The 24011-nt window shown below is 70.6% G+C and carries 21 protein-coding genes; 12 read left to right on the top strand and 9 right to left on the bottom strand.

Translation table 11 applies throughout. The features are described from left to right. Positions 1-2: 2 nt before the first annotated feature. The 4 genes from ASD66_RS15935 to ASD66_RS15920 all read left to right on the top strand — a co-directional run bounded on the left by ASD66_RS15935 (position 3) and on the right by ASD66_RS15920 (position 5951). Positions 3-2051, top strand: coding sequence for an iron ABC transporter permease (locus tag ASD66_RS15935; protein WP_056683384.1), 2049 nt, complete (start codon positions 3-5; stop codon positions 2049-2051). Between the two features lie 212 nt (positions 2052-2263). After that, positions 2264-3418, top strand: a complete 1155-nt coding sequence (gene pdhA, locus ASD66_RS15930; RefSeq protein ID WP_082563873.1) for a pyruvate dehydrogenase (acetyl-transferring) E1 component subunit alpha — start codon at positions 2264-2266, stop codon at positions 3416-3418. Beyond that, positions 3415-4398, top strand: coding sequence for an alpha-ketoacid dehydrogenase subunit beta (locus ASD66_RS15925; RefSeq protein WP_056683381.1), 984 nt, complete (start codon positions 3415-3417; stop codon positions 4396-4398). The genes pdhA and ASD66_RS15925 overlap by 4 nt, the downstream gene beginning before the upstream one ends. A gap of 2 nt (positions 4399-4400) precedes the next feature. After that, the gene (locus ASD66_RS15920; RefSeq protein WP_082599559.1) at positions 4401-5951 is read left to right on the top strand and encodes a dihydrolipoamide acetyltransferase family protein; all 1551 of its coding nucleotides are present in this window, start codon (positions 4401-4403) and stop codon (positions 5949-5951) included. Between the two features lie 132 nt (positions 5952-6083). Here the strand turns inward: ASD66_RS15920 and ASD66_RS15915 are convergent, their stop codons facing one another. The 3 genes from ASD66_RS15915 to ASD66_RS15905 all read right to left on the bottom strand — a co-directional run bounded on the left by ASD66_RS15915 (position 6084) and on the right by ASD66_RS15905 (position 8754). Beyond that, positions 6084-7535 carry a PhoX family protein gene (locus ASD66_RS15915; protein ID WP_056891573.1) on the bottom strand — a complete coding sequence of 484 codons (1452 nt, stop codon included), beginning with the start codon at positions 7533-7535 and terminating at the stop codon, positions 6084-6086. A gap of 89 nt (positions 7536-7624) precedes the next feature. Continuing rightward, positions 7625-8230, bottom strand: coding sequence for a TetR family transcriptional regulator (locus ASD66_RS15910; RefSeq protein WP_056891733.1), 606 nt, complete (start codon positions 8228-8230; stop codon positions 7625-7627). Positions 8231-8250: 20 nt separating this feature from the next. Further along, complete coding sequence (locus ASD66_RS15905) at positions 8251-8754, bottom strand: nuclear transport factor 2 family protein (protein ID WP_200950083.1); 504 nt, start codon at positions 8752-8754, stop codon at positions 8251-8253. 114 nt (positions 8755-8868) lie between these two features. On the opposite strand from ASD66_RS15905, the gene ASD66_RS15900 reads away from it, so the two are divergent. The 7 genes from ASD66_RS15900 to ASD66_RS15870 are packed head-to-tail and all read left to right on the top strand — an operon-like array spanning position 8869 to position 16679. Continuing rightward, positions 8869-10272 (top strand): MFS transporter, encoded by a 1404-nt coding sequence (locus tag ASD66_RS15900; RefSeq protein WP_082599558.1) that lies wholly within the window; start codon positions 8869-8871, stop codon positions 10270-10272. After that, the gene (locus ASD66_RS15895; RefSeq protein WP_056891570.1) at positions 10269-11453 is read left to right on the top strand and encodes an acyl-CoA dehydrogenase family protein; all 1185 of its coding nucleotides are present in this window, start codon (positions 10269-10271) and stop codon (positions 11451-11453) included. Before ASD66_RS15900 ends, ASD66_RS15895 begins: the two co-directional genes overlap by 4 nt. Beyond that, positions 11450-12235 (top strand): hypothetical protein, encoded by a 786-nt coding sequence (locus tag ASD66_RS15890; protein WP_056891569.1) that lies wholly within the window; start codon positions 11450-11452, stop codon positions 12233-12235. The genes ASD66_RS15895 and ASD66_RS15890 overlap by 4 nt, the downstream gene beginning before the upstream one ends. Then, positions 12225-13031, top strand: a complete 807-nt coding sequence (locus ASD66_RS15885) for an alpha/beta fold hydrolase (RefSeq protein WP_056891732.1) — start codon at positions 12225-12227, stop codon at positions 13029-13031. Before ASD66_RS15890 ends, ASD66_RS15885 begins: the two co-directional genes overlap by 11 nt. Next, complete coding sequence (locus tag ASD66_RS15880) at positions 13028-14668, top strand: AMP-binding protein (protein ID WP_156388735.1); 1641 nt, start codon at positions 13028-13030, stop codon at positions 14666-14668. Before ASD66_RS15885 ends, ASD66_RS15880 begins: the two co-directional genes overlap by 4 nt. Beyond that, positions 14665-15909 (top strand): acetyl-CoA C-acetyltransferase, encoded by a 1245-nt coding sequence (locus tag ASD66_RS15875; RefSeq protein ID WP_056891568.1) that lies wholly within the window; start codon positions 14665-14667, stop codon positions 15907-15909. Before ASD66_RS15880 ends, ASD66_RS15875 begins: the two co-directional genes overlap by 4 nt. Beyond that, positions 15906-16679: an NAD(P)H-dependent oxidoreductase gene (locus tag ASD66_RS15870; RefSeq protein ID WP_056891567.1), complete on the top strand. Its 774-nt coding sequence runs from the start codon at positions 15906-15908 to the stop codon at positions 16677-16679. The genes ASD66_RS15875 and ASD66_RS15870 overlap by 4 nt, the downstream gene beginning before the upstream one ends. 24 nt (positions 16680-16703) lie before the next feature. On the opposite strand, the gene ASD66_RS15865 is transcribed toward ASD66_RS15870, so the two are convergent. Next, positions 16704-17573, bottom strand: a complete 870-nt coding sequence (locus tag ASD66_RS15865) for a DUF3626 domain-containing protein (RefSeq protein ID WP_056891566.1) — start codon at positions 17571-17573, stop codon at positions 16704-16706. Between the two features lie 98 nt (positions 17574-17671). On the opposite strand from ASD66_RS15865, the gene ASD66_RS15860 reads away from it, so the two are divergent. Continuing rightward, positions 17672-18547, top strand: coding sequence for a serine/threonine-protein kinase (locus tag ASD66_RS15860; protein ID WP_056683356.1), 876 nt, complete (start codon positions 17672-17674; stop codon positions 18545-18547). 3 nt (positions 18548-18550) lie between these two features. On the opposite strand, the gene ASD66_RS15855 is transcribed toward ASD66_RS15860, so the two are convergent. The 5 genes from ASD66_RS15855 to ASD66_RS15835 all read right to left on the bottom strand — a co-directional run bounded on the left by ASD66_RS15855 (position 18551) and on the right by ASD66_RS15835 (position 24002). Next, entirely contained in the window at positions 18551-19261 is a 711-nt protein-coding gene (locus ASD66_RS15855; RefSeq protein ID WP_082599557.1) for a GTP pyrophosphokinase family protein, read from the bottom strand. A gap of 41 nt (positions 19262-19302) precedes the next feature. Next, entirely contained in the window at positions 19303-20781 is a 1479-nt protein-coding gene (locus ASD66_RS15850) for a carboxyl transferase domain-containing protein (protein ID WP_056891565.1), read from the bottom strand. After that, positions 20778-21767, bottom strand: coding sequence for an NAD-dependent epimerase/dehydratase family protein (locus ASD66_RS15845; RefSeq protein ID WP_056891564.1), 990 nt, complete (start codon positions 21765-21767; stop codon positions 20778-20780). Before ASD66_RS15845 ends, ASD66_RS15850 begins: the two co-directional genes overlap by 4 nt. A gap of 87 nt (positions 21768-21854) precedes the next feature. Continuing rightward, entirely contained in the window at positions 21855-23372 is a 1518-nt protein-coding gene (locus ASD66_RS15840) for a M1 family metallopeptidase (RefSeq protein WP_156388734.1), read from the bottom strand. Positions 23373-23498: 126 nt separating this feature from the next. Then, entirely contained in the window at positions 23499-24002 is a 504-nt protein-coding gene (locus ASD66_RS15835; protein WP_056683346.1) for a GNAT family N-acetyltransferase, read from the bottom strand. Between the last annotated feature and the right edge of the window lie 9 nt (positions 24003-24011).

Raw genomic sequence — 24011 nt, 5'->3', positions numbered from 1 at the left:
TCGTGACCCTGCGCAGTCTCACCGGCCTCGGGGTGCTGGTCCTGGTGGCCCTCGCCGCCAGTGCGGTGCACCTGACCCAGGGCACGTCCGCCATCGGCTTCGGCGACCTGCTCGAGCTCGCGCTCGGGCGCGGGGACGAGCTGACCCGTGACGTCTTCATGGGCTCACGCCTCCCACGCCTGCTGGCGGGCCTGGTCGTGGGGCTGTCCGTGGGCGTCTCGGGAGCCTTGCTCCAGTCGGTCACCCGCAACCCCCTCGCCTCGCCCGACACCCTCGCGATCAATGGCGGAGCCTGGTTCGCGGCCACCCTGGTCGCGGCCCTCGGGATCTCGCTGCCGTTGTTCCTGCAGGGCAGCGTCGCCTTCCTCGGCGGCCTGCTCGGCGCCGGGATCGTGCTGGCCCTGTCCGGCGGAGCCTCCGGTCCGGCGCGCCTGGTGCTGGCCGGGTCGGCACTCGCGCTGGCGCTGGGCTCCCTGACCGGACTGCTTCTGCTGCTCTTCGAGGAGCAGACCCAGAGCCTCTTCGCCTGGGGCAACGGCAACCTGGTCCAGATCAGCATCGACGCCCCGGCGCAGGGGGCGGTGGCGGTCGTCGTCGTGGTGCTCGTCGCGATGCTGCTGAGCCGACAGCTCGACCTGATCAGCCTGGGCGACGACGCCGCGTCCAGCCTGGGCGTCAACGTGCGGCTCGTGCAGCTGGCCGCCGTACTCATCGCCGTCCTGCTGGCCAGCCTCGCCGTGACCGTCGCCGGCCCGATGGGTTTCATCGGGTTGTGCGCCCCCGTGCTGGCACGGCTCTCCGGACCGTGGATCAAGGACGTGCACAAGCACAGCGTGCTGCTGCCGCTCTCGGGCCTGATCGGCATCGTCCTGGTGGTCCTGGCCGACGTCCTGATGCGACTCGTGCCGACCGGGACCTTCGGGCCCGGGGTGCCGACGGGCGTCGCGACCACCATGTTCGGCGCGATCGTCCTCGTCGGCATCGCCCGCACCTTCCGCCAGGGTGGCACGGTGCCCGACGCGCCCTCCGCGCGCACCCGCCCCGGGTCCCCGTTCCGCTTCACGACGCTGCTCGTGGTCGGGCTGTCGGTGCTCCTCGTCGGTGCGACCGTCCTCGGCCTGCTCGCAGGCAACGGCTGGCTGCTGATGGGTGACGACCGCCTCCTGCTCGGCGACGTGACCCACTGGCTCACCGGGAACGCGGGGCCAGTCGTCCACTACACGCTCGAGGAGCGGACCCCGCGTCTCATTGCGGCCACCTTCGCGGGCGCGGCGCTGGCCCTCGCCGGCTGCGCCACCCAGGCCGTCTGCCGCAACCCGTTGGCCGAGCCCGGCCTGCTCGGCGTCACCGCGGGCGCCGGTGTGGGTGCGGTCACCTGCATCTCGTTCGTGGGGACCACCGCGCTCTGGACGATCAACGCAGCGGCGCTGGTCGGGGCAGCCGTCGCCTTCGTGATCGTGTACGCCGTCTCGTGGCGGGGCGGCCTGGACTCGATCCGGCTCGTGCTGGTCGGCGTCGGTGTCGCGGCCGTCGGCCAGGCGCTCATCGCGTTCATCATCATCAGCGCCAGCCCCTACGACACCCAGCTCGCGCTGACCTGGCTCAACGGCTCCACCTACGGCCGCACCTACGACCAGGTCGTCCCGCTCGTTCTCGTCGTCCTCGTGGGACTCCCGCTGCTGCTGCGCCACCGCAACGACCTCGACGTGATGGCCCTCGACGACGACACCCCGCGGGTGCTCGGCCTGTCCCTGGAGCGGACCCGGCTGCTCCTCCTGGTGGTCGCCGTCGTGCTGACCGCCGCCTCGGCCGCCGCCATCGGCCTGGTGGTCTTCACCGGCCTGGTGGCCCCGCACGCGGCCCGCGCCGTCGTCGGTTCCCGACACATCCGGGTGCTCCCGGTGGCAATGCTCCTCGGAGCGCTCCTGGTCAGCCTGGCCGACACCTTGGGACGCAACGTGATCGCACCCGACCAGGTGCCGGCCGGCATGGTCACCGCCCTGATCGGTACGCCGTACTTCGTCTGGTTGCTCTGGCGCTCCCGGGCCTGAGGCGGGTCTGGGGCAGGCACCGCTCGATTGGCGAGGGGGCCGACTGGACGGGTACCTTGAGAGAACGGCAGTGTGGTTCCCGTCACAGACGGTTCCCGGTGCCGGATAGACCGTCACGTCCACGCCGTACCACCACTTCGACGCGTTCGTGACGCGGTTCCCACACCCTGCCTCGGTGACCCCGCAGGCCGGCGAAGAGAAGGAGTGCACACGTGTCCCATGCAGAGTTCGGGCCAGACCTCGTCGAGGTCTTCGGTCCCTCACAGCAGGACGGAGGGCCGGAGCTCGTCCAGCTCCTGACGCCCGAGGGAGAGCGTGTCCACCACGCAGAGTTCGACATGGACTTCTCCGCCGAGGAACTGCGCGGCTTCTACCGCGACATGGTCCTCACCCGCCGCATCGACACCGAGGCCACCGCGCTCCAGCGCCACGGCGAGCTCGGCATCTGGGCACAGCTGCTCGGCCAGGAGGCCGCCCAGATCGGCGCCGGCCGCGCCCTGCGTCCGCAGGACTACGTCTTCCCGACCTACCGCGAGCACGGCGTCGCCTGGTGCCGCGGGGTCGACCCGCTCGACCTGCTGGGTCTCTTCCGCGGGGTCGACCACGGCCGCTGGAACCCCAACGACAACAACTTCGGCCAGTACACCATCGTGATCGGCGCCCAGGTGCTGCACGCCACCGGCTACGCCATGGGCATGCAGCGCGACGGCGTCGTCGGCACGGGTGACCCCGAGCGCGACGCCGCCGTGATCGCCCACTTCGGTGACGGCGCGTCCTCACAGGGCGACGTCAACGAGGGCTTCATCTTCGCCGCGTCCTACAACGCGCCGGTCGTGTTCTTCTGCCAGAACAACCAGTGGGCGATCTCCGAGCCGATCGAGCGACAGACCCGCATCCCGCTCTACCAGCGGGCTCTCGGCTTCGGCTTCCCCGGCGTCCGCGTCGACGGCAACGACGTCCTCGCGACGTACGCCGTCACGAAGGCCGCGCTGCAGCGGGCCCGCGACGGACAGGGCCCGACCCTCATCGAGGCCTACACCTACCGCATGGGTGCGCACACCACGACCGACGACCCGACCCGCTACCGGCTCTCCGCCGACGTGGAGCACTGGAAGCTGAAGGACCCGATCGCCCGCGTCGAGGCCTACCTCAAGCGCAACGGTCTGGTCGACGACGGCTTCCTCGACACGGTCAAGCAGGAGGCCGACGACCTCGGCGTCCGGCTCCGCGAGGGCTGCAAGGCACTGCCCGACCCCGACCCGCACGCGATCTTCGACTTCGTCTACGACGAGATCCCCCCGGAGCTCGCCGAGCAGCGTGACGGTTTCGCGGCCTACACCGCCGGTTTCGAGGAGGCCCACTCATGAGCACCCAGAAGATCACCCTCGCCAAGGGCCTCAACATGGGGCTGCGCAAGGCGATGGAAGACGACCCCAAGGTCCTCATCATGGGTGAGGACGTCGGCCGGCTCGGCGGCGTCTTCCGCATCACCGACGGCCTCCAGAAGGACTTCGGCGAGGACCGCGTCATCGACTCGCCGCTGGCCGAGTCCGGCATCGTCGGCACCGCGGTCGGCATGGCGATGCGCGGCTACCGCCCGGTCGTCGAGATCCAGTTCGACGGCTTCGTCTACCCGGCGTACGACCAGATCGTCTGCCAGGTCGCCAAGATCCACTTCCGCTCCAAGGGCAACACCAAGATGCCCATGGTCATCCGCATCCCGTTCGGTGGCGGCATCGGCGCGGTCGAGCACCACTCAGAGTCGCCGGAGGCGCAGTTCGCGCACACCCCCGGCCTCAAGGTCGTGGCCTGCTCGAACCCGGTCGACGGCTACTGGATGCTCCAGCAGGCCATCGCCTGCGACGACCCGGTGATCTTCCTCGAGCCGAAGCGCCAGTACCACGCCGACAAGGCCGAGCTGGACGAGTCGATCACCCCCGAGCCGCTGTTCACCTCGCGCGTGGTCAAGACCGGCACCGACCTCACCCTGCTGGCCTACGGGCCGACCGTGAAGACCGCGATGAAGGCGGCCGAGGCCGCGGCGACCGAGGGCAAGTCGCTCGAGGTCATCGACCTGCGCACGCTCTCGCCGCTCGACATGGGTCCGGTCCTCGACTCCGTACGCCGCACCGGCCGCGCCGTCATCGTCCACGAGGCGCACGTGAACCTCGGCATGGGTGCCGAGGTCGCGTCACGCATCACCGAGAAGTGCTTCTACAACCTGGAGGCGCCGGTGCTGCGCGTGGGCGGGTTCGACACCCCCTACCCGCCGTCCCGCATCGAGGAGGACTACCTCCCCGACCTCGACCGGGTCCTGGACGCCGTCGACCGATCCCTGGAGTTCTGAGCATGGCTGAGTTCAAGCTGCCCGACGTCGGTGAAGGCCTCACCGAGGCCGAGATCGTCGCCTGGAAGGTGAAGGTCGGCGACGTCATCGAGGTCAACGACATCATCGTCGAGATCGAGACCGCCAAGTCGCTGGTCGAGCTGCCCTCGCCGTACGCCGGCACGGTGCTGGCGTTGCTGGTGCCCGAGGGCGAGATGATCCCGGTCGGCACCCCGATCATCTCCGTCGGCGACCCCGACGAGGCCCCGGCCCCGGCGGCCCCGTCCGGCGAGGCCCCGGCCCGCGACATCGGCGAGATCGACCTCTCCAACCCGGCCGCCAGCGGTGGCGGCGAGGGCGAGAGCCTGGTCGGCCGCATGAAGGCCGAGCGTGGCCCGGTCCGCCGACCCCGCAAGGGTTCGGCCTCCCCGTCGACCGAGTCGGCGGCGGCCACCCAGATGCAGCTGCAGGGTGCCTTCGCGCCCGGCGGTGCGCAGTCCGAGCCGGTGGTCGAGGCCGACGAGCCGGCCGTTCCGTCGCAGTCCGCCGTGTCCCCGCAGTTCGAGACGCCGGCCTTCGTGCCCGCCTCGGCGACCGACCCGGGCGCCGTACGCGCCCTGGCCAAGCCGCCGGTGCGCAAGCTTGCCAAGGACCTCGGGGTCGACCTGGCCGCGCTGCGCGCCACTGGACCCAACGGCACGGTCACGCGTGACGACGTGCAGGCCGCGGCGAGTGGTGCGGGTCTCGATACGGGTCTCGATACGGTCGCTGGCGCTCCCTACTCGACCTCCGAAATCGCTGGCGCTCGCTACTCGACCAACGAAGGCGGCGTGCCTTCCTCAACCAGCGGGAGTGCCTCGGCGGCCGTTGCAGGTGGGGAGCGGCGCGAGCCGATCAAGGGCGTCCGCAAGATGATGGGCCAGGCGATGGTGAACTCCGCGTTCACGATCCCGCACGTCACCGAGTGGGTCACCATCGACGTCACCTCGACCATGGAGTTCGTCGACCGCCTCAAGAAGCGTCGCGAGTTCAAGGACGTCAAGGTCTCGCCGCTGCTGGTGCTGGCCCGTGCGGTGATGCTGGCGATGCGGCGTACGCCGGAGATCAACTCGTTCTGGGACGAGCCGGCCGGCGAGGTCGTGTTCAAGGACTACGTGAACCTCGGCATCGCCGCCGCAACGCCGCGTGGCCTGGTCGTGCCGAACGTCAAGGGTGCCGAACAGCTCTCGTTGCTCGAGCTCGCCGAGGGCCTCAACGCGCTCACGAAGACCGCGCGCGAGGGCAAGACCCAGCCGGCCGAGATGAGTGGTGGCACCTTCACGATCACCAACGTGGGTGTCTTCGGGGTCGATGCGGGCACGCCGATCATCAACCCGGGCGAGTCCGCGATCCTGTGCTTCGGCTCCATCAAGAAGAAGCCGTGGGTCGACGCGGACGGCGAGCTGTGCGTGCGCGACGTGACCACGCTGGCGCTGTCGTTCGACCACCGCCACGTCGACGGAGAGAAGGGCTCACGCTTCCTCGCCGACGTCGCCGGCATCCTCGAGGACCCGGCCAGCGCCCTGCTGTTCTGAGTCACCCGACAAGGATGTGGATCGCAGTCACCAGGTGACTGCAATCCACATCCTTGTTGCTCGGACCTTGATGGCCCGCTCAGCTGACCCGGGTTCTGAGCTCGCCGCCGCGCCGGTTGCCGACCGCCCGCCTCAGACGCCGATCGACCTCCACGGACCCCAGATCGCGAAGCTCATGCCTCGTGAAGCCTGGATGTTCACGAAGAGCGTGTGGCCGTCAGGGCTGAACGTCGACCCGGCGAACTCGTCGCCGAACCGCGGTGCGCCCGAGCTGCTGCGCAACCTGTTCAGGCCGATGTCGAACAGTTCGCCGTCACGGGTCAGACCGCGCAGGAAGTTGTCGCCGGCGCTGTCCTCGCAGATGACCAGGGTGCCGTCGTTGCTGGTGGTGATGTTGTCGGGGAAGTCGAGCACGTCGTCGTCGGGGGACTGGAAGATGCAGGTCAGTGTCTGCGCCTTGGTGTCGTAGGCCCACACCTGCCCGGTGCCGTTGCCGAACCCGGTCGGCGCCGGGCCTGCGGGATACGGCGCGACGGGGCCGCCGCCCTGGGTTGCGGTGAAGTACACGACGCCGTCGTCGTACACCTGTCCCTCGCAGCGGGAGAACAGGGCGGCACCTTGGGCGCGACCCTGGTCGCCGACGTACGAGATGGCCTCGTCGTTGGTGGTGGGCGCCGGCTGGCCGGGGGTGTAGGGGAAGGACGGGTCGGGGTCGGCGATCGGCACCCAGGCGACGGGGTAGGTGGTTCCCTGGACCTGATTGGCCTCGAGGTGCGCGTTGGGTGTGCCGACGACGGCGAGCATCTCCAAGGTGCCGTCGTTGTCGAGGGAGCCGCTCGTCATCGGGTTCGTGCGCGGGCGGTAGCGGTAGAAGCCTGACGGGAAGCCGAAGTTGTCCTCGGTGAGGTAGAGGACGCCCTCGGTCGGGTCGAACGACACCGCCTCGTGTGCGAAGCGCCCGGCTTGGGTGATCGGCTCTGCGGTCGCTGCCCCGTGCAACGGCACCTCGAAGACGAAGCCGTGTGGCTTGGTCAGGCTGGTGTTGGGAGCACCGGTGAAGTCTGCGCCGACGTCGGGGCCGTTCACGGTCTCCTCGCACGTGACCCACGCGCCCCAGGGCATGATTCCGCCGCTGCAGTTCATCTGGGTCCCGGCGAGGCTGTTGTGTGCGGCGAGTACCTCGCCCTGCTTGGTGACCTGGATGGTGGTGGTCCCTCCGGCAGTCATCGGGTCGTAGAGAGGGCCGGGGCCCAGTGGTGCGCCGGGGCCGTTCACCTCGTGGTTGCGGATCAGCACGACCGTGTCGTCGGGGCCGGCGAACGCTCCCATCCCGTCGTGCCTGCCCGGCAGATGGGTGCCGTCGTCGAGCACCACCGGGAACTCGGTGTCGTGGAACGACCGGTAGTTGAAGCCCCGGGGCAGGTGCAGGCGCACGATTCCGTCGCGATGGTCCTTGATCGGCACCAGCCCCAACGGTCGTGCGGACGTGCGCGCCCCGGCAGGCGCGGCGACCAGGCCCGCGAAGGGTCCGGCTGCGGCTACGGCGAGGGTGGCCTTGAGCAGGGTGCGGCGCTCGATCGGCATGGTTGCTCCCGGGGTCTGGTGTGTGTGACCCAGATCACTCTATGACCGAGTGGTCGGCCCTTCCACCCCTTGCTCGACCCGGATTGCGATCAGCATTCAGTGGACCTGACCAGCGCGAGCGCGAAGTCTGCCTGCTGGGCCGCCAGCGCGTCCGGAGTGAGTCCGCCGTCGGGCTGGTACCACGTGGGAACGGTCGCGCACAGCAGCAGGATCGCGCGGGCGGCCTCGCGTGGGTGCGCGGTGCGGAAGCTCTCGTCCTGCACGCCCTCGGTGACCAGGTCGACGAAGATCCGCTCCGTCGAGTCGCGTGACTCGACGACGTCCTGCCGATTCTCGCCCTCGAGGTAGCGGAACTCGCTCATCGCGACGATGGACGCGAGGCGGTGGTCGGTGGAGAACTCGACGTACGCCTGGACCGCCGCGCGCAGCCGCTCCGTCGGACCGGCGCCGGCGCCGGCGAGCCGGTCGGCCAGTCGGCTGAGCAGCTCGTCGTTGGCGTCCTTGAGGACGGCGACCAGCAGGTCGTCCTTGGAGGGGAAGTAGTTGTAGAGGTTGGACAGGCTGGTGCCCGCGCTGCCGGCGATGGTCCGCATGGACGCGCCGTTGAACCCCTGCTCTGCGAACGAGGTGAGCGCCGCGTCCAGGATCGAGTCCAGCTTGGCGCCGCGCGCTCGTGGTGGGCTGGGCTTCTTCATGTCCTCGGACACTAGTGCACTCACTGGCCGGCCCCCGGACGATCGGCCGCGTCACGCGCGGGCGGCCACACGAAGGTGCCCGGCTCCCATCCCTGCTCGACGTCGCTCCACCAGAAGAACCGCACCGCGCGCTCCTCGAAGCGCCAGCGGCCGTCCTCGCAGCGGACCATCGTGTCGACGTAGCGCCCCGCTGCCAGCTGGCTCTGCCGGTCGACGACGCACGGCTGCAGCAACCAGGTCTGCCCGGTCGCCCGGTCGTCGTCCACCTCGAGGGTCTCGTTCGAGGAGAAGTGCCACCAGGCCGAGAGGCTTCCTGACTGCAGATTGCTGAAGAACTCCCTGAGCCCGGTGCGCCCGCGGGCGGTGGAGAGTCCGACGAAGGCGCCGTCGGGGGTGAAGAGCTCGACCAGCTCGTCCCACCTGCCCGAGTCCAGGTGCTGGCAGTAGTGGGCACGCAGCTGTTGGAGCTCGTGCAGGTCCTCCATCCGGCGGAGCCGTTCCTCGACGCCAAGCCCGGTGCTCACTGTCTTCACCCTCTTTCGATCGACCTCTTGCGGAATCCGTCGGTGTCACCCTATCGTACAAGAACGATCGTTCGTACGTCCGCGAACGGCTGGTCACACCGAGGAGCAACAGCCATGGCAAAGCACGCAGAGGCGTCGCCCGCCGCCACCCAGGAGCGAGGAGTGCTGGCCCGCGTCGCCGGCGCGGTACTGCTCGGGTCCGCCCTGGAGTGGTACGACTACTTCCTCTACGGGACGGCCGCGGCGCTCGTCTTCAACGAGGTCTTCTTCCCCTCGCAGAGTGCGACCATGTCGCTCCTGCTCTCCCTCGCCACGTTCGGGGTCGGCTTCGTCGCCCGCCCGATCGGCGCGGTGGTCTTCGGACACATCGGCGACAAGTTCGGTCGCAAGCCGGCGCTCGTCGCAGCCCTGATGCTCATGGGAGTCTCCACGACGCTGATGGCCTTCATTCCCTCGCACGCCTCCATCGGGTTGGCGGCCCCGGCGATCCTCGTGCTCCTCCGCCTGGTGCAGGGCGCCGGCGCCGGCGCCGAGTACAGCGGCGCAGCGATCTTCGGTGTCGAGTACGCCCCCGAGAACCGGCGAGGTGTGTACGGCGCCATTGGTGCGTCCGGTGCGTACGCCGGCCTGGTGCTGTCGTCCGCGGCCGTTCTGCTCACCACCGCGCTGACCACCGACGCCCAGTTCCTTGCCTGGGGTTGGCGCCTCCCCTTCATGGCCAGCATCGTGCTGATCGGGCTGGGCATGTGGATGCGCCTCCGGCTCGAGGAGACGCCCGCCTTCGAGGAGAACGTGCAGGACAGCCGGGACGACCATGCCGACACGCCCGCCCACTCGCCACTGCGCACCCTGCTGCGCACGCAGTGGCGAAACATCCTGCTGGTCATGGGCATGGTCGCGGCACCGCTGGCTCTCAGCTACGTCTACCAGGTCTACGCACTCGCGTTCATGGCCAAGGCCGGCCACTCGCCCGAGGTCGGCACCGCCAGCCTCGTCGTCGCCGGATTTGCCGTGATGCTCACCGCCCCGCTGGCCGGCCTCGCCTCCGACAGATGGGGACGACGCCCGGTACTGCTGGCCGGTGCGGTCTTCGCGGCGGCGTACGCCTTCCCGTTCTTCTGGCTCGCCGGCAGCAGCAACCCGCTGCTCGCGATCCTCGCCGTGGGCATCGCCCAGGGCGGCAGCGTCGGCATCATGTTCGGCGTCCAGGGCGTGATCCTGGCCGAGCTGTTCGCCACCGAGACCCGCTACAGCGGCGCGGCGTTCAGCCGTGAGGTCGGCGCGGTGGTCTTCGGTGGAATGGCTCCGTTCATCTCCGTCGGGCTCTCCTCAGCTGCCGGTGGTGCCTCGTGGCCGGTGGGCCTGTACGTCATCGGCCTGGCTGCGATCACCTTCGTTGCCGGCTACCTGGCCCCCGAGACCAGGCACCGGCCCCTCGACGCACTCGACAAGGTCGCCAAGCAGTTGCCCGCCAACCGTGCCGACGAGTTTGACGGCCTGGAGGTGGGCGCACGATGACCCACCGCCCCGCACCACGCCCCGACACGCCGCGCCACCTCACCGAGGAGCGCCTGGAGATCCAGAAGCTGGCCAGGCAGTTCGCCCGCGAGCGCGTGCGCCCCATCGCCGACGAGCTCGACCCGGAGCAGGGCACCATCCCGGATGCGCTGCGTGACGAGATGGCCGAGCTCGGCTTCTTCGGGCTGATGATCCCGGAGGAGTACGGCGGCCTCGGCCTCGGCGTCTTCGAGTACTGCCTGGTGGCCGAGGAGCTCGCGCAGGGCTGGCTCAGCGTGTCCAGCCTGCTGGCGCGCGGCAACGGCATGGGCGGCGAGTTCACGGAGGTCCAGCGCAAGGAGCTCCTGCCCCGGATGGCCTCGGGTGAGTATCTCGGCGCGTTCGCGCTCTCAGAGGCCGAAGCAGGATCCGACGTCGCCAACCTGTCCTGCCGGGCCCGCCGGGACGGCGACGAGTGGGTGGTGCACGGCACCAAGATGTGGTGCACGTACGCCGACCAGGCCGACTACCTCGTGCTCTTCGCCCGTACGTCGGACAAGGACCCGGCCAAGCCCCACCGCGGGATCAGTGCCTTCCTCGTCGACAAGCCGCGGGGCGCCTTCCCTGCAAGGGTGAGCGGCACCAAGGTGCGCAAGATCGGGTATCACGGGTGGAGCACCTGGGAGCTCTCGTTCGACGGGCTACGGCTGCCGGCCGATTCGATGCTCGGCGCAGAGGGTCGTGGCTTCTACCTGGCCCTGGGCGGCCTCGAGGTCGGTCGTGCCCACACCGCCGCCCGCGCGATCGGCCTGGCCCAGGCCGCCCTGGACGACGCCACGGCGTACGCACAGACCCGGCGCCAGTTCGGTGGTCCGCTCACGCAGTTCCAGGACGTCCGCTTCAAGCTGGCGCGGATGGCCGCCGACGTCGAGGCGGCGCGCCAGCTGATGTACCACGTGGCCACCGAGATCGACTCGGGTCGCCGGTGTGACCGCGAGGCGGCGATGGCGAAGTACGTCGCCAGCGAGATGGCCGAACGGGTCACCAGCGACGCCATGCAGATCTTCGGCGGGGCCGGCTACACCACCGACTTTGCGGTCGAGCGCCACTGGCGGGACGCCCGGCTCACCAAGATCTTCGAGGGCGCCAACGAGATCCAGCTCCGGGTGATCTCGGACGACATGCTGGGGGGAAGTGCGTGAGCACCACGTCGCAAGCAGCCGAGGTGCCGACCCGTCTCGAGGACTTCCGGGTGGGGCAGCGACTCACCGCGCACCTCGCCCTCCCCGGCGCCACCGGAACGGACACGCACGTGGACGGCGCCGCCCTTGCCGCCGCCCTCGCGGCCTCCGACCTCTCGGTCGGCCGGGACCTGGCTGCCACGTGGCGCTACCTGGCACCCGTCCGCACCACCGACGAGATCCTCGTCGAGACCACGGTGACCGGTTGCCGGCGTACCCCCGATCTCGAGCAGGGGGTCGTCACCCGGCACATCAGGTTCCACGACGACGACGGCGGGCTGTGCCAGGAGGGCACCGTCACGTCACTGGTGCCCGTGCGCTCGGCGGTCGACGACGAGGAAGCGCGTGCGAACCGGGCGTTCGGCACCCGCGCATGGGCCACGGCGCTCGCGGCACTGCTGGACGCCGACCCGGCCTTTCGCACCGAGACCAGCACCTGGGACGGCACGATCGGCATCGGGTACGGCGAGCAGCAGGCGCAGTTCCGGGTCTACAAGGGCCGGGTCCTGGAAGCCGGCACTCGCACGGTGACTGGTGCGACCTTCGCGGTCGAGGCGGGCGAGCGTGACTGGGTCGATCTCCTCACCGGGCCGGCCAACGACTTCGTCCGGAGGGCGATGATGGACCAGTTCGCGGTCACCGGCAACGCCTACGAATACCTCCGGCTCCAGGCGGCCGTCGTCGCCCTGGTCGACCGGGCCCGGGAACTGGCAGGAAGTGAAGGTGCTCACGATGCGCGCTGACTATCTCGACGTCGGCGGGTGCACGTCGTTCGTGCTCCAAGAAGGGCGGGGGACCCCGGTGCTGCTGCTGCACACCGCGGGACAGCACGGCGTCCAGTGGCGGCACACCCAGCAGGCGCTGGCCGCACACGGCTACCACGTGGTGGTGCCGGACCTGCCGGGCCACGGCAAGTCCGAGCCGGCTCCCGCAGGCCCGGTCCGCGACCTTGGCGACTACGCCGCGTGGTGCGAGGAGCTCATCGACACGCTCGGCCTGGACCGCCCCTTCGTCGTGGGCTGCTCGATCGGCGGCCGGATCACCCTCGACCTGGCCACCCGTCGCGGCGACCGCCTCCGCGGCGCAGTCGCCATGGCCTCCCACGGCCAGCGAGACACCGCGCCCCGGCTCTCCGTCGGCGGACTCGAGCGCGAGCTCATCGACTCGGCCGCACCGTCCCGCGCAGATCGCACGTACTTCGGCACGAAGGCCGTCGTGGGCGGGACCGTCCCCGAGGCGACCGTCGAGATGATCGCGCGGATGCACCGACGCGAGGACCCGGTGGTCTCCAACAGCGACCTGATCGGCTGGACCACGCAGGATCTCGGCGATGCCCTGGACGCCGTCGCGTGCCCGGTGCATCTCGTCGCGGGGGTCGACGACCTCTGGGTCGACCCCGCGGACGTCGCCCGCACCGCCGAGCGGATCCCACGCTCGGAGCTGACCGTTCTCGACGGCATCGGGCACTACCCCATGGAGGAGATCGACGGCTTCGCCGATGTACTGCACGGCTGGCTGAAGGGGCTCGAGGACCTGTGAGCGCCGGCCCGATCTCCCACCTGGCCCGCCTCGTCGAGGCGGCCCCGGACGCGGTCGCCCTCTGGGAGGGACACTGCGAACCGCCGGCTCCCGTCACTCGCGTCGACCTCTGGCAGCGCAGCGTTGCGGTTCGCGACGATCTCCGCGACCACGGCGTCGGGCCGGGCGACTGCGTCGCGGTCTGGCTGCCCAACTGGTCGGACGCCGTGGTGTGGCAGTTCGCCGCGGCCGCACTCGGCGCCCACGTCATCGGTGTGAACACCCGGTACGGCGTGGACGAGGTCGCCCACGTCCTGGCGAAGGCGCGGCCGCGGGTCATCGCGGTGGCCCACGGCTTCCTCAGGCTCGAGCTGGCCACCGTGCTGCACGCGGCCACGGAGTCCGTCGACGCACCGGCCCCGTCGGTGGCGCTGGTCACCGGGCCCGGCAGTGCCCCGGCCGACGCGCAGGCGTTGGCGGCCTACGACGTCGGCGCCGGAGCGTGGGCACCCAGCCCGGCCGCCGGTGGAGTCACCGACCCGGGGGCGCTCGTCGACCACCCGGACGATCTGTTCGTGGCCTTCACCACCTCCGGTTCGACCGGACGGCCGAAGCTGGCCGCCCACCGTGCCTGCGCGACGGCCGGCCACTCCTTGGCGGTCGCGGCCGCGGCGGACCTGGACGCGGGCAGCGTCTCGCTGCTCGTGCTCCCGTGGTCCGGAGTCCTCGCCCACAGCCCGGGCATGGCCGGGCTGCTCGCGGGCGGGTCGCTGCTGCTGATGCCGTCATTCGACGCGGACCGCGCCCTCGACCTGATGGAACGGTTCGCCGTCACCCACCTCACGGTCGCCGACGACGTGGCCGGACGCCTCATGCGTTCGTGGCGGGAACGTCCCCGGGACCTCACCGCGTTCCGGCGCTTGCTGATCGGAGACTTCTACGGGGAGTCCGGTCGGATCGCTGCCTGGGTCGAGTCCGAGACAGGCGCCACCGTGTTGGGCATCTACGGCTCCAGCGAGATCTTCGCCCTCACCGGGTTCTGGTCCCCGGACACCCCACTGCCGTTGCGTCACCGCGGAGGCGGCCGACTGGTCACTCCCGGCATGGAGGTCCGCAGCGTCGACCCGGTGACGGGCGAGCTCGCCGACGGGCCCGGGGAGCTCCAGTTCCGGGGCCCAAACGTCGTGGACTCCTACCTCGGCGACGTCGACGGCGGGATCGCCGCCGGCGTGCGGAGCCGCGACGGCTGGTTCTGCACCGGCGACCTCGGCACCGCGGCCGGGGACGGCACCTTCGAGTACCTCTGCCGGATGGGCGACTCCCTGCGCCTCAAGGGCTTCCTTGTCGAGCCGGCCGAGATCGAGACCCGATTGATCGAGCACGAGGCCGTCGAGCTGGTCAAGGTGGTGGGGCTCGACGTCACCGGGGAGACCCAGGCCGTCGCGTTCGTCGTACCGCGCCCCGGCACCACGCCCGACCCGGCGGAGCTGCGGGCCTGGTGTGCCGAGACGCTGGCCCGCTTCAAGGTGCCGGCGCAGGTGCACCTGATCGACGAGATGCCGATGACAGCAGGAACCAACGGGGCGAAGATCCGGGCGGTCGCGCTCCGCGAAATGGCCAAGGAGCTGGCGAGTGCCGGCACGGAAGGAACATCATGACTGACGTCGACCGCGCCGATCCCGGCAGCGAGATCGTGATCTGCGAGCCGGTGCGCACCGCCGTGGGTGCCGACGGCGGCATGTACAAGGACCTGACGGCTGCCGACCTCGCCACCCAGGCGCTCACCGGGCTCGCGGCCCGCACCGGCCTGGGCGAGGGCGTCGTCGACGACGTGGTCTTCGGCTACTGCTATCCCACGAGCGAGGCGCCCGCCATCGGCCGGGTGGCCGCCCTCAACGCCGGGTTCGGCGTCGGCACCGGCGGACTTCAGCTCGACCGGCGTTGTGGGTCCTCCCTCCAGGCCGTGCTGTACGCCGCGACGAGTGTCTCCAGCGGGTTCGCCGACGTGGTGGTGGCCGGCGGCGTCGAGGCGATGACCCAGGCCGAGTTCTACGCCCTCGGCCTCAAGCAGGGCGTGCGTGGGGACTCCGTCGAGATGGTCAACCGGATCGTCCGCGGCCGCACCACCGCCGGCGGGGTGAACTTCCCGGTGCCCGGCGGCATGCTCGAGACCGCGGAGAACCTGCGCGCCGAGTACGACATCTCCCGGGCCGAGCAGGACGAGTTCGCCCTGCACTCGCAGGAGAAGGCCGTCCACGCGCAGAAGAACGGCACCTTCGCCGACGAGATCGTGCCGGTCACCGTCCCCGCGAGCCGCCGTACGCCCAAGCAGGTCCTGGACACCGACGAGCACCCGCGGGCCGGCCTGACCCTGGCGGACCTCGGTCGGTTGCGGGCCGTGCGGTCCGCCATCGACCCCGACTCGACGGTGACCGCGGGCAACGCGTGCGGGCAGAGCGACGGCGCGGCGGCCTGCGTGGTCACCACGCGACGGCGGGCCGACGAGCTCGGTCTGCGTCCGTTCGTGCGCATCGTGGGTGCCGCGGTGGCCGGCGTACCCCCGCGGACCATGGGAATCGGCCCGGTGCCCGCGGTGGCCAAGGCGCTCCAGCGCTCGAGGCTGACACTCGACGACATCGACCTGATCGAGATCAACGAGGCGTTCGCCGCCCAGGTGATCGCCTGCCTGCGCGAATGGAAGGTCGACCCGATGGACACCCGGCTCAACGTCAGCGGATCCGGCATCTCGCTGGGCCATCCGGCCGGCGCCACCGGCGCCCGCATCCTGGCGACGCTCTCGCACGAGCTGCACCGTCGCGAGGCGCGCTACGGGCTGGAGACGATGTGCATCGGCGGCGGGCAGGGCCTGGCCGCCGTGTTCGAACGGGTCTCCCGTTGAACACTCTGTGGGTCTTCGCGCACCCGGAAGCGCGCTCCCTCAACGGCTCCCTTCGTGACGAGGGGATCGCCAGGCTCCGGGAGAACGGGCACGACGTACGGGTCTCCGACCTCTACGCGATGGGCTGGAAGGCGGTCGCCGACGGTGGCGACTTCCCCGGCCGGGATCCGGACGCGCCTGTGCGGTACGGGCCCGAGTCCGAGGCCCACCAGGCCTCGGGTGCGCTGAGCCCGGACATCCTCGCCGAGCAGGAGAAGATCACCTGGGCCGACAACCTCGTCATCCAGTTTCCCCTGTGGTGGTACGCCGCACCGGCCATCCTCAAGGGCTGGTTCGACCGCGTGTTCACCAAGGGATTCGGCTACGGAATCGCCGACCCGATGCATCCGGGCCGCACCTTGCGTTACGGCGACGGGCTTCTGGCCGGCAAACGGGCCATGCTCGTCGTGACCGCGGGAGGGAGGGAGGCGTCGCTGGGTCCGCGCGGGGTCAACGGGTCCATCGACGAGTTGCTGTTCCCGATTCAGCACGGCCTCCTCTGGTACGTCGGCATCTCGGTCGTGCCGCCCCTGGTGCACTACGGGGCGAACCGGGTCGACGCGGAGGCCCACGCCGCCCTCACCAAGTCCCTGCGGGCGCGCCTGGACGGCTTGGAGAGCGAAGACCCGATCCCGTTCCGCTTCCAGAATCGCGGCGACTACGACGACGACCTCGTCCTGGAGGACCACCACGCCCCGGGCCGGTCGGGACTGGGCATCCACGTCAGGTGAGTCACTGAGCCCGGTCTGCGCCGCTCAGTGCTCGACGGGGGAGCCGAACCGGGCCACGTGGTGCCAGACCTTCTTGAGGTCCTGGGGGTCCTCGTCGTCGGCCAGCGCGGCGCGGCCGATGGTTGCGGCGTCGAGCACGCCGTCCTGCGCGACCCGGAGCCCGACCTCGACGATGCGCGGCCCACGGAACTCGGAATGCTGGGAGAGCACGTCGACGAGCAGCCGGCGCCCCTCGTGCCATTCGACCGGTACGTCGAGGGCGCGGGCCTGCACCTCGATGTCTGAGTCGCGGAAGCACGGATCGAGCACCAACGCCTCGACGTCCGCGGCCAGGTCGACCGTCCCGTGGACGTGGGCCTCGATGTAGTCGTCCAGCACGCCTCCCTCGAGCGCCTCGACCTCGTCGGTGCGTGCGCGGTCGGCGAAGGCGTCGGCGAGGGGGACGAGGGCGAAGCGGCGCGCCGTCCCGTAGTCGTCGGGGTCGAAGACCGAGTCGGGGAAGCAGAACGTGGTCCGGTCGAGGACGTGCTCGGCCAGTCTCAGGTGCGCCGACCCGAACCGTGGAGCGGCGCCGATCCGGCGCTGGCGATGGTTCAGTGCGCCGTACTTCGGTCGCTCAGCGACCGGTGCGTCGTCGTACGCGTGCCCGAAGATGCGTTGCTCCCAGGTCCAACGGTCACCGCCGGGCCGGGCGGTGAGCCCGCCGTTGCTGGTGCCGGTCTCGAACTGCGACCGGTAGCAGCCGTCCTTCGCGAGGTGCTCGAGCACCGTGGCGCCCCGGGAGACGCGGTCGGGATGGAAGTTCAGCGTGACACGGTGCCCCCGGTCGAGTGCCGCGCCGGTGGCGCGCCGGGCCACGTGGTCGAGGGCTCGGGCGGACCAGTCTCCGGGCATGGCGGCATGCTGCCACGTCGACCGGTGAGTGAGTACTCCCTTGCGACCTGAGTACGCGTACGGATGTGGCGCGTGCCCGATTTCACGAGGGTGGAGTCATGTCCGCAACCCGTGCCTCCGCCTCACGGCCGGCCGCCGCCGCCCTCGACACCTCTGCCCTCGGGCCGGGCTCGGTGCTCGGCGACTTCCGCATCGAGGGCACCCTCGGACACGGGGGCATGGGCGTGGTCTACGAGGCCACCCAGCTCTCCCTGGACCGCCCGGTGGCGCTCAAGGTCATGTCGCGGCGCCATGCCGACGACCCGGTGATGCGGGCGCGCTTCTCCCGTGAGGCCAGGGCCCAGGCGGCACTGCGCTCGCCGTACGTCGTCCAGGTGCACGACCACGGCGAGCACGACGGACTGTTGTGGACCGCCACCCAGCTGATCCCCGACGGTGACCTTGCCGCCGCACTCCGCGCGAACGGGACCCCGCCCCTGGCCACGGCCCTCGACCTCGTCGCGCAGGTCGCCTCCGGTGTCGTCGACGCGCATGCGGCCGGCCTGGTGCACCGCGACATCAAGCCGGCCAACGTGCTGCTCAGCCGTCGCGACGGCCAGGTGCGGGCCTACCTCGCCGACTTCGGCATCGCCCGGACGGCCGACTCCGACCTGACCAAGGCGTCCGGGATGCTCGGTACGGCGTCGTACATGGCACCGGAGCTGCACCACGGTGTCGAGGCCAGCACGGCCAGCGACGTCTATGCCCTCGGCTGCCTGCTGTGGGCGGTGCTCGTCGGCGAGGCGCCGTACGCCTGGAGCACCGGCGACTACCAGTTGATGAGCGCGCACATCTCCGCTCCCGTGCCGGAGCTGACCGGCGACCAGCCGGTGGTCGCGAGGCTCAACGCGATCCTGGCCCGCGCGCTGGCCAAGGACCCGGCCGACAGGTTCGCCGACGTCGTCGAGTTCAGGGACGCCGTGCGGTCGGTCTGAGCGTCACTCCGACGTGGCCAGCGACTGGATCTCGTCGCGCAACCGGCCCATCTGGCCGTCGAGGTCGGACGCCGTGCTGGCCACCGTCAGCAGCGCCTGCTGCAGGTCGTCGGGCACGGCGCCGTCGTACTTGTAGTAGATGCGGTGCTCGACGCTGGCCCAGAAGTCCATCGCGATCGTGCGGATCTGCAGCTCCACCGGCACGTTGATCGAGCGGTCGGAGAGGAAGACCGGCACCTCCACGATCAGGTGCAGGCTCTGGTAGCCGTTGGCCTTCGGGGTGGCGATGTAGTCCTTCGTCTCCAGCACGGTCAGGTCCGGCTGGCGGGTCAGCATCTCGGCGACGCGGTAGGTGTCCTCGACGAACGCGCAGGTGACCCGGATGCCGGCGATGTCACGGATCCGTTCGCGCACCGCATCCAGGTCGGGCGGGCAGTCGATGCGCCGCATCTTGTCGACCAGGCTGTCCATCGACTTGAGGCGGGTCTTCACGTGCTCGATCGGCCCGAAGTCCTGGGTCTGCTCGAACTCCTGGCGCAGGATGTTGATCTTGGTCGCGACCTCCTCCATGCCGCAGGAGTACTCGAGCCGGAAGGCGGCCAGCTCGGCCTGGATCTCGCGCAGGCTCTGCTCGGCCTCGGCAGGGTCGGTGGTTCCCTCGATGAGCCCACGGAGCAGGTCGACTCGGGGCGCGGAGGTTGCCGGTTCACTCATGGCCCCAGTATCCGGGACGCCCGGTAGCCGGTGATCGAGGCTCAGAGATAGCGGGCGGTGCGCTCGGCCGGTGACCCCGGCCCGGAGTCGAGCAGCCGGGCCAGCTCGAACTCGAGCACGCCGCCGACCCGGTGGCAGAACGCCTCCGGCTCCTCCGCGGCGTCCGGCTTCTCGGCCACGATGCGGTCGACGATGCCGCGTTGGTGCAGGCCGATCACGTGCACCTGCTGGCTGCGTGCCATCTCGGCAGCGTGGTCGAGGTCGCGATGCACGATGGCGCTGGCTCCCTCGGGTGGGAGCGGCGAGAGCCAGGCGTGCTGGGCCGCGATCACCCGGTCGGCCGGCAGGAAGGCCAGGGCGCCACCGCCGTTGCCCTCGCCGAGCATCAGGCACAGCGTCGGTGCCTCGAGCGTGACCAGGTCGGCCAGGCAACGAGCGATCTCTCCGGCCAGCCCGCCCTCCTCGGCCTCCTTGGACAAGGCCGCACCCTGGGTGTCGATCACGGTCACCAGCGGCAGTCCCAGGTCGACGGCGAGGTGCATGCCGCGGCGTGCCTCGCGCAGCGCGCCCGGTCCCATCGGGTGGTCGGTGGTCTGCCCGCGACGGTCCTGGCCGAGGAAGACGCACGGTGCCTCGCCGAACCGGGCCAGCGCGATGAGGAGCCCGGGGTCGGCCTCGCCCTGGCCGGTGCCGTTGAGCGGCACGACGTCCGTGGCTGCGTACTTCAGCAGGCGTCGTACGCCGGGGCGCTCCGGGTTGCGCGAGCGTCGTACGGCGTCCCACGTGTCGACGTCGGGGATCGGGTCGTCGACCGGGTCGGGCACCGCGGCGATGCCGTGGCGCGGGGCGAGCAGGATGTTGAGCGCCCGGTCGACGATGTCGGCCAGGGCCTCGGGCGGCAGGACGGCGTCGATGATGCCGTGGGCGTGGAGGTTCTCCGCGGTCTGCACGCCCTCGGGGAACGGCCGGCTGTAGAGCGCCTCGTAGACCCGCGGCCCGAGGAAGCCGGTGAGTGCACCGGGCTCGGCCACGGTCACGTGGCCCAGCGAACCCCACGAGGCCATCACTCCGCCGGTGGTGGGGTTGCGCAGGTAGACGAGGTAGGGGAGGCCGGCGTTCTTGTGGGCGGCGACGGCCGCGCTGATCCGCACCATCTGCACGAACGCCGGGGTGCCCTCCTGCATGCGGGTCCCGCCGCTGATCGGGGCGGCCAGCAACGGCAGTCCCTCGGCGGTGGCGCGCTCGATGCCGGCCACGAGCCGGTCCGCGGCGTCGCGTCCGATGGACCCGGCCAGGAAGCCGAACTCGCCGGCGAGCACGGCGACCCGGCGGTCGCGGATCCGGCCCTCGCCGGTGATCACGGACTCGTCGGTGCCGGCCTTCCCAGCAGCGGCCGCGAGCTGTGCGGCGTACTCCTCGTCGACGTCGCGGCGTGCCGGCGGTGTGTCCCACGAGGCCCACGACCGGTCGTCGAGGACGAGGTCGATCAGCTGGTGTGCGGAGAGACGCGTCGAGGTCACTCGCCGAGGTTATGCCAGGTGTGCAGCACCGCGGACTCGTCTTCGCGACTGAGACCTGTCGTCGTCGCTTCGGGGGTGGCGCGCAGCCAGGCCAGCGTGTCGCGCGCGGTGTCGGCCAACGGTCGGGTCAGCAGTCCGGCGGCGTACGACGCGGCCACGTCGTGGGACATCAGGCCGGCGTACTCCGGAAGCGGGAGCCAGACCGGCAGCGCGCGGTCGCCGGACCATGGGTCGACGTCCTGCTCGGCGAGGAACTCCTGGCCGACCCACGTCCACGACGGCTGGGCGCCGACGCCGCGGGCCACCTCGTCGAGGAACGCGCTGCGCGTGGTGATGTGTCCGGCGCCGTCGAAGACGCCGGTGGTGCGCTGCTCGGCACAGGTGACGATCCACTCCGCCAGGTCACGCACGTCGATCACCTGCACCGGGTCGTCGGGGGAGCCGGGTGCCAGCACCTCACCGGCCTCGGCCACCCGCGGCGGCCAGTAGGAGAACCGGCCGCTGGGGTCACCCGGGCCCACGATCAGGCCCGGCCGGATCACGGTCGACGAGGATGCACCTGTGCGCACGACCTGCTCGCAGGCGACCTTCATCGCGCCGTAGACCTCGGGCCCGGACATCGGATCCTCGTCGGTGGTGATCGGCTGGTGCAAGGGCAGGGTGTCGGGCGTGCCACCGGGGATCGAGTCGTCGGAGTAGACGTTGATCGTGGACACGAAAACCCAATGGGCACTGGGGAAAGTCGCCACCGCGTCCCTCACCCGGGACGGGTGGCGGGCCACGTCGACGACTGCGTCGAACAACTCGGTGGTCTCCAGGGCTGACCAGTCGGGCGAGTCGCGGTCGAGCACGACGTGGCGGGCACCGTCGGGCACCCGGCCCGACGTGCCCCGACAGGCGCACGTCACCTCGTGGCCCCGCGTCACCGCCGCGGCCGCGACCGCCTTCGAGAGGAACACCGTGCCACCCAGCACCAGGATCTTCATGCCCCCACGAAAGCGAAACGGCCGGCCTCCCACAAGGGAGACCGGCCGCCGTTCGCTGTCAGCGCAGTCGCTGTCAGCAGCGTGGGATCAGCTGCGCTTCGGGGTCTTCGTGCCCATCAGCCAGGCGTCGAAGAAGTCGGTGAGCTCCTCGCCGGTCTCCTGCTCGACCCAGTCGAGGTACTGCTCGCGGGTGGGGTTGCCCTGCTCGTGGACGGTCGGCCACTTGCGGACCATCGCCCAGAACCGGTCGTCGCCGACCTTCTTGCGCAGCTCGTCCCACATCAGGGCGGGGCCGTAGTAGATGTTGCTCTCACCGAACGTGCGCGGGTCGTAGTTGCCGGGCGGGCCGGCGGTGGCGCGGTACTGCGTCTCGTACGTCGCCCAGTCGTCCATCACCTCGTCGATGGTGCGGCCGGTCTGCTCGGCCTCGAAGACGCCCTGGATGTACATCGCCATGCCCTCGTTGATCCACACGTCCTTCCAGTCGCTGGGCGAGGTGATGTCGCCGTACCACTGGTGCGCGATCTCGTGGACGACCACTTCGGGCGAGAGCGTGTAGTCGCTGTTGCCGTAGGTGATCATCTGCTGGGTCTCCATCGCACTCTCGGAGTCGACGACCACCGAGCCGAGCGAGGTGAACGGGAACGGCCCGAGCTTCTTCTCGAGGAAGTCGACGGCCTCGCGGGTGTAGCGCATCGCCTTCAGTGCGCGGTCGTCGCCGACCTCGGTCCAGTAGGTCAGCGGCACTCCGCTGGCCGACTCGTCCTCGGTCTTCTGGTACTCCCCGATCGCCAGGGTCACGAGGTAGGACGACGCGGCGCTGTCGAGGTGCCACGTGCTCACGGTGTTGCCGTCGACCTCCTTCTGGGAGGTCAGCGTGCCGTTGGCGATGCCCATGCGCGGGGCGGGGGTGGTGATGGTGAAGTCGTAGAACGCCTTGTCGGCGGGCTGGTCGTTGACCGGGTACCACGTGTAGGCGCCGTACGGCTCCTGCATCGTCCACACGTCGCCGTCGTCGGTGATGGTGAAGCCGGTCGTGGAGAAGTCGCTGCGCGTCGTCGGTGCGTCGGCAGGAACCGGCGTGCCGTCGTACTCGACGACGAGGAGGTACTTCTGGCCCTTCGTCACCGGGGCCTTGACGACCAGGTCCTTGCCCGGGTGGGAGACATCGACATCCGTGCCGTCGAGCGTGGCTGCGGTGACCTCGAGCCCCTCACCGAAGTCGAGCTGGAACTCCTGCTGGGTGGCCGTCGCCCGGAACGCGACCTCGGCCTTGCCGGTCAGCTTCTTGCCCTCGGGGTCCCAGGTCAGGTCGAGGCCGTAGTGGAGCGAGTCGACGATCGGGTCGCCGACGTTGGGGTAGAGGCTGTCCTCGACGGTCCTGCTCTCGGCCGCCTTGAACGCAGGGTCCTCGGGGTCGGTGTCGGAGCCCGGGTCCGGGTCGTCGGTGTCGTCCGTGGTCGATCCGCCGGAGGGGCTGGCGGCCTTGCCGGCCGACGCCTCGCTGTCTCCCTCGCCTCCGATGAGGCCCAGGGCGAGCACCGCCACCAGTGCCACCACGGCAGCCGCCACGACCGCGGTGACCGCAATCCACTTGGTCTTCACGAAGATCCCCTTCATCAGCGCCGCCCAACGCGACGGCGCCCCTCTACCCGCAATGACCGGGCTTCAACCGCGGAGTGCGGCGGGAGTGATGGGACGAGTCTGCCCCATCATCGGGTTCCCGCGCCGCTACTTTCCGCTCCGTGGTTGGGGCCGGGCGGCCAGCTCGAGCGCCATCAGCGCCACCACGTGCGCCCTGCCCAGGCGGTGCACCTCGTCGTAGCCGCGACGCCGGTGGAAGTCGAGGGAGGGTCGGTTCGGCGGGTCGATGTTGACCTCCAGCACCATCCGGTCGTACGCCGCCGCGACGCGCTCGAGCTCCTCGTAGACCCGCCTGCCCAGGCCGAGGCGGCGGAAGCGCTGGTCGAGCACGATCCGATCGAGGTAGTAGAACGTGTCGTAGTGCCCGGTGAACCACAGGTAGTTCTCCGAGTCGTACGACGACCGCGGGGCGAAGGTCATCACGAAGCCGGCGGGCTCTCCGTCGTGCTCGATGATGTCGGCGCGGTCGGCCCAGCCGAGGAGCGTGTCGAGGCGGGTCTGGTCCATCGGCGAGAGCAGCTCGACGTTGCGGTGGTTGAGGTCCAGGACGAACGCGTGGTCGCCGGGACTGATCGGACGCAGGAGGGGCATGGGCGGCAG

The organism is Nocardioides sp. Root151 (genome assembly GCF_001427925.1).
Classification (GTDB): domain Bacteria; phylum Actinomycetota; class Actinomycetes; order Propionibacteriales; family Nocardioidaceae; genus Nocardioides.
This window is presented reverse-complemented; position numbering and strand designations above follow the sequence as displayed.